Consider the following 5,114-nt stretch of genomic DNA (forward strand, 5'->3'; position numbering starts at 1 on the left):
ATTAATCTATACAAAACATATGTTATTATTTGTTTTCATATTCTATATACTATATAATAAAATTACTATATGAATACGAAAGAAGGGATATTACACTATGGCTTTTATGGATAAATTAAACAATCTAGCAAAAACTGCTACAGATAAAGCTACTGATGTAGCTGAAATTGGAAAAAACACAGCTAAAATAGCCCAAGAAAACAAAAAAATAAACGATGAATTAAAGCAAATCGGTCAATTATATTTAAAAAAATATAAATCAGGATTTTCAGTAGATCCAGAAATAGTGGATATTTTAAATAGCATTTTACGTTCAGAACAAAATATATCTAGATTACAAGAAACAAATAAAAATATCAAAAATTCTTCATTTTAAATTTTAAGAGGCTACTTGTATTTTACAAGAGCCTCTTAAAATTTTAATAATTTCTTATGCTTTTTTCTCTATACTTTGAAGGTATCATACCTGTAGATGCTTTAAATTGTGATGTAAATGAACTAGGCTTCTTAAATCCAACCTTCTTTGATATGTCGCTTAGAGAATAATTTGTAGTTTCTAAAAGAACCTTTGCCTTTGATATTCTTATTTTAATCAAATAAGAATGTGGGGTTTCACCTAATGCCTTTTTAAATGCAGCTCCAAAATAGTTTTTTGATAATCCTGCTAATTTAGCCATTTCTTCTATCTTTATTTCCCTATTGTAATTGTGATTTATAAAATCTGCAGCTAAATAAATCCCCCTCTGATAGCTTTGTTTTTGTTTAAAAATATCTATATCTTTATTTAAGTTTCCTCTAATCAATTCTCTACAGAAAAGATTTGATATCATATCTAGCTTAACTAAATCTTTTTGATCATTTTTTAGAAATTCTTCTATAAAAATATGTAAATAAAACTTCAATTCCCTCGATAAATATATAGGGTAATTAAATACATCATCTGAACAATTTAATTCCTCCATTATACCCTCTAGATAATCTTTTTTGACGAGAATATCTGTATATTCTACATTAGAAAGACCGTATTTTATTCCGTGATTTGTATTACTTTTAAATGAATATATATACCCTATCTCTCCAAAAAAAATACTTTCCTCATTTACTAAAAAAGGAATTGGACTATGTGGAATAAAAAATTCGTATTCCTCATGACTATGTAATCTTGACTTGGTTAAATTTTCATTTGAAGGAATGGATTTAGCTATAAATATATTTTTATTGTAATAAACATCACAGCTTTTATAGAGTTCCCTTGCATTTTCTTCATAAGAATTTACTATATCAATCACAATAATCCCTCCATTCTGATAATCTATGCTTCTTTAGATTATTATTACACAGTCGATTCTCTTTTTCCTATTACCCTAAGGGTATTAATCTAGCTTTTTGGAATTATTGATGTTTTTTTTGAATTATTAGTTATTTTTTTAATTATACCTTTCTTATTCCAAGCATTTCTGCTCAAACCAATCCCAATCTAAACCGTATTTTCCTTCAAGTAGCCATTGAGGACATTCTTTACCTGTATAATCCTCGTGCTTTTTAAGCTGTAATCCTCCTTGATATTTGCTCAAAATTTTAAATAATTCTATAGTATTTAAATAGGCTTGTCTCTGTTTAGCTCCATCTGTGTACATACATATTTCTATAGAAATACCTGTCTGATTTCCTTCATGTGTTCCCTGTGCATAAGCCTCCCAATTTAAAGGAATATTCTCGATAATCTTGTCATAGCCTACAGTTATTGTCCACGATGCGTTTCTGTATTTAGAATAAGCTGTACCTGCATATGGATCTTCATTTGCGTTTTTTAGAGATTCATACATTTTATCAGCATCTACATCTATACACCCAGTCTGATGAATTACGATATCTTTAGGATTTATTTTAGTGCCAGGAATACATGAGCCTTTATCTAGTAATTTATCTGATATAACCTCTGCTCTACCTATTCTCGTTCCATTTACAAGTAGGTCGTCTTTTATATACTGTGTAGAAGAAGACCCGTAAATATAATTTAACTTACTTATTAATAAGCATATTAATAGCAGTATCATCAATAAATAAATAGTTATTTGCTTATTTTTTTTGAAAAAATCAATATCGATAGAATTTAAATTTATTTTATTCATATAAAAATCCCCCAAAATCTTATTTTTGCAAACTTTTATATAATCTAGATTATACTAAATACTTATATATAAATGATACATTAAAAATATATCTTTTTTATTTTAATTTTCTTAAATTTCATAAAAAAAAAGCCCCCCTATTGGAGACCTTCATACTTTTTCTCAAAAAATTTATTTACTTTTTCTAGTATTTCACACAATACTTCTTGTTTGTCATCATTGAAATAATTCAATGTAGTTTCTACCATTTCTTTGTGAAAATCATCGTGAATCTTATAGGCTTGTAGTCCTTTTTCTGTTAAACTAACTAATACGACACGTCTATCTGCTTCCGTTCTTGATCTTTCAACATATCCCTTTTTTATCAGTCTATTAATTGCAGATGTAAGTGTTCCCATTGTTATTCTCAAGTCATGGGCAATTTTTCCCATAGTGCGGCTTCCTTTTGTTCCGATTGCGTCGATTGTATGCATTTCCGTTATGGACAAATCCTTAAATTCAGAACTTTTTAAAACCTTTTCTTCTATATGCAAGATATCATTAAATAATTGCACTAAAAGTGTATTTAATCTTTCCGCTCTGTTTTCCATATTATTTTCTCTCTCCATATTTATTTAAATCTTAAATGTATTATAATAAATTTTAAAAATAATTTCAATTGATATTATTTATTAACAGATTGGTAGAAATTTCCCATTCTTCTAAATTTAAGATATCTAGTCTCTACTAAATCCTCTTTAGATATATCAATTAAATCTTTTAAATCCTTTTTAATTAAGTCCTTTATATTATTTGCTACAAAAGACGGATCTGTATGTGCACCTTCCTTTGGCTCGCTTATTATATTATCTATTATACCCAAATTCATCAAATCTAAAGCAGTTATTTTCATTACCTCTGCTGCCTCCTTAGTTCTAGATGGATCCTTCCATAAAATAGATGCAAAGCCTTCTGGAGATAAAATTGAATAAATGGAATTATCTAACATATAAACTCTATCAGAAACACTAAGACCTAGAGCACCACCGCTGCCTCCTTCTCCTGTTATTATAGATATTACAGGAGTTTTTAATCTGCTCATTTCCATTAAATTTTGTGCAATCGCCTGTCCTTGTCCTCTTTCTTCTGCTCCGATTCCACAAAACGCACCTGGAGTATCGACAAAGCATATAATAGGTCTATTAAATTTTTCGGCTTGCTTCATAAGTCTCAAAGCTTTTCTGTATCCCTCTGGATGTACCATTCCAAAATTAGCATCTAGGTTTTCTTTTACATTTTTCCCTTTATTTACACCGATCACAGTTACATTTATGCCATCTATTGATGCAATACCACCTATTATAGCTCTATCATCTCTGAAATTTCTATCTCCATGTAGCTCTATAAACTCATCAAAAATATTTTCTATATAAAACTTAGCGTTTGGTCTATCCTTATGTCTTGCTATTTCAACAATATCCCATGCTTTTACTTCTTTGCTATTCATAATTTATCACCACCTACAGCATATAATTTATATAACGACTATTTTTATTCTTCAATTCCATGTAATCTCAATAGCTTTGATAAATAGTCTTTTAATTCTTTTCTGCTTACGATATCATCAACAAATCCTTTTTCTAGCATAAATTCTGCACTTTGGAAATCCTCTGGTAGCTTTTGATTTATAGTATTTTCTATTACCCTTCTACCTGCAAACCCTAAAGTAGCTCCTGGTTCGGCGATTATCACATCTCCAAGCATCGCAAAGCTCGCAGTAACTCCACCTGTAGTAGGATTTGTAATTATGCTTACATATAAAAGACCTGCTTCATCGTGCTTAGCTATAGCTGCTGAAGCCTTTGCCATTTGCATAAGAGATAAAATGCCTTCTTGCATTCTAGCTCCACCAGATGCTGTAAAAATAATAAGTGGAAGCTTGTTTGCTGTAGCATATTCTACGGTTCTTGTTATTCTCTCTCCAACTGCACAGCCCATACTTCCCATGAAAAATTTACTATCCATTATAGCAGCTGCTACTTTTTTTGAATCAATTTTTCCAGTACCACATAGTACTCCTTCTGATAAATTTGATTTTTCTTTTACTTTATTTAATTTTTCTTCGTATCCAGGAAAATCTAGTGGATTTGTAGCTTCGATTTCCTCAAACATTGGAACGAAGCTACCTTCATCAAAGATTTGTTTTGCTCTTTCATCTGATGAAATATTAAAATGATAGTTACAAGTTGGGCATACATGATAGTCGTTTTGAAGATCTTCTAAGTAAATTATACTCTTACATTTTTTGCAATTAACCCATTTCCCATTTGGTATATTTGGAGTAAATTCTTTATCATCTAGTGGCTTGCTACTTACTGTTATATACTCTTGTTTTCTAAATAAATTCTTAAGCATTATCTCTCACCAACTTTTCTTCTATAAATGATGTGTCGTAATTTCCCTTTACAAAATCCTTGTTGTTTAATATATCGTATTGAAAATCTATATTTGTCTTAACTCCTCCGATTGCAAATTCTCCTAGAGCTCTCTTCATCTTGATTATAGCTTCGTCTCTAGTAGCTCCATATGTAATCATCTTTCCTATCATAGAATCATAGTATGGAGGAATTTCATAGCCTGCGTAAATTGCACTGTCTACTCTAACTCCTGGTCCTGATGGTATATATAATTCTTCTATTAATCCTGGACAAGGTCTAAAATTATTGTCTGGATCTTCTGCATTTATTCTGCATTCTATAGCATTTCCACTTATGTATATGTCGTCTTGAATTAAGTCAAGTCTCATTCCTGATGCTATTTTTATTTGTTCCTTTACTATATCCACCCCTGTTATCATTTCAGTTATAGGGTGTTCTACTTGAATTCTAGTATTCATTTCCATAAAGTAGAAATTACATTCTTTATCTACAAGGAATTCTATAGTTCCAGCATTTTTGTAGTCGACTGCCTTTGCTGCACGTTTTGCGATTTCACCCATTTTTT

At 30.0% G+C, this 5,114-nt stretch carries 6 protein-coding genes and 1 pseudogene; 1 reads left to right on the forward strand and 6 read right to left on the reverse strand.

The window, feature by feature from the left end; translation table 11 throughout:
* Positions 1-97 precede the first annotated feature (97 nt).
* On the forward strand, positions 98-376 hold the full coding sequence (locus ACI3VO_RS11780; RefSeq protein WP_320925196.1) for a hypothetical protein: 279 nt from the start codon (positions 98-100) through the stop codon (positions 374-376).
* Between the two features lie 43 nt (positions 377-419).
* Here ACI3VO_RS11780 and ACI3VO_RS11785 read toward each other — a convergent pair whose 3' ends face one another.
* The 6 genes and pseudogenes from ACI3VO_RS11785 to ACI3VO_RS11810 form a co-directional block, all read right to left on the reverse strand.
* Positions 420-1,289: a helix-turn-helix domain-containing protein gene (locus tag ACI3VO_RS11785; RefSeq protein ID WP_439758100.1), complete on the reverse strand. Its 870-nt coding sequence runs from the start codon at positions 1,287-1,289 to the stop codon at positions 420-422.
* Between the two features lie 153 nt (positions 1,290-1,442).
* Entirely contained in the window at positions 1,443-2,132 is a 690-nt protein-coding gene (locus ACI3VO_RS11790; RefSeq protein ID WP_439758101.1) for a peptidoglycan recognition protein family protein, read from the reverse strand.
* Positions 2,133-2,269: 137 nt separating this feature from the next.
* Complete coding sequence (locus ACI3VO_RS11795; protein WP_439758102.1) at positions 2,270-2,722, reverse strand: MarR family winged helix-turn-helix transcriptional regulator; 453 nt, start codon at positions 2,720-2,722, stop codon at positions 2,270-2,272.
* Between the two features lie 74 nt (positions 2,723-2,796).
* On the reverse strand, positions 2,797-3,618 hold the full coding sequence (locus ACI3VO_RS11800) for an acetyl-CoA carboxylase carboxyltransferase subunit alpha (RefSeq protein ID WP_439758103.1): 822 nt from the start codon (positions 3,616-3,618) through the stop codon (positions 2,797-2,799).
* 44 nt (positions 3,619-3,662) lie between these two features.
* Complete coding sequence (accD, locus tag ACI3VO_RS11805) at positions 3,663-4,526, reverse strand: acetyl-CoA carboxylase, carboxyltransferase subunit beta (RefSeq protein WP_439758104.1); 864 nt, start codon at positions 4,524-4,526, stop codon at positions 3,663-3,665.
* A pseudogene (locus ACI3VO_RS11810) lies at positions 4,519-5,114 on the reverse strand (acetyl-CoA carboxylase biotin carboxylase subunit); the annotation flags it as partial. The gene accD and the pseudogene ACI3VO_RS11810, both read right to left, overlap by 8 nt.

The organism is Intestinibacter sp. (assembly GCF_051866655.1).
In the GTDB taxonomy this organism is placed as follows: Bacteria; Bacillota; Clostridia; order Peptostreptococcales; family Peptostreptococcaceae; genus Intestinibacter.

What these genes read in the sequence shown, in the direction of transcription:
- ACI3VO_RS11790 (WP_439758101.1), bottom strand. Translation starts at nt 2,132, where the DNA reads ATGAATAAAATAAATTTAAATTCTATCGATATTGATTTTTTCAAAAAA.
- ACI3VO_RS11800 (WP_439758103.1), bottom strand. Translation starts at nt 3,618, where the DNA reads ATGAATAGCAAAGAAGTAAAAGCATGGGATATTGTTGAAATAGCAAGA.
- ACI3VO_RS11780 (WP_320925196.1), top strand. Translation starts at nt 98, where the DNA reads ATGGCTTTTATGGATAAATTAAACAATCTAGCAAAAACTGCTACAGAT.
- ACI3VO_RS11795 (WP_439758102.1), bottom strand. Translation starts at nt 2,722, where the DNA reads ATGGAAAACAGAGCGGAAAGATTAAATACACTTTTAGTGCAATTATTT.
- accD (WP_439758104.1), bottom strand. Translation starts at nt 4,526, where the DNA reads ATGCTTAAGAATTTATTTAGAAAACAAGAGTATATAACAGTAAGTAGC.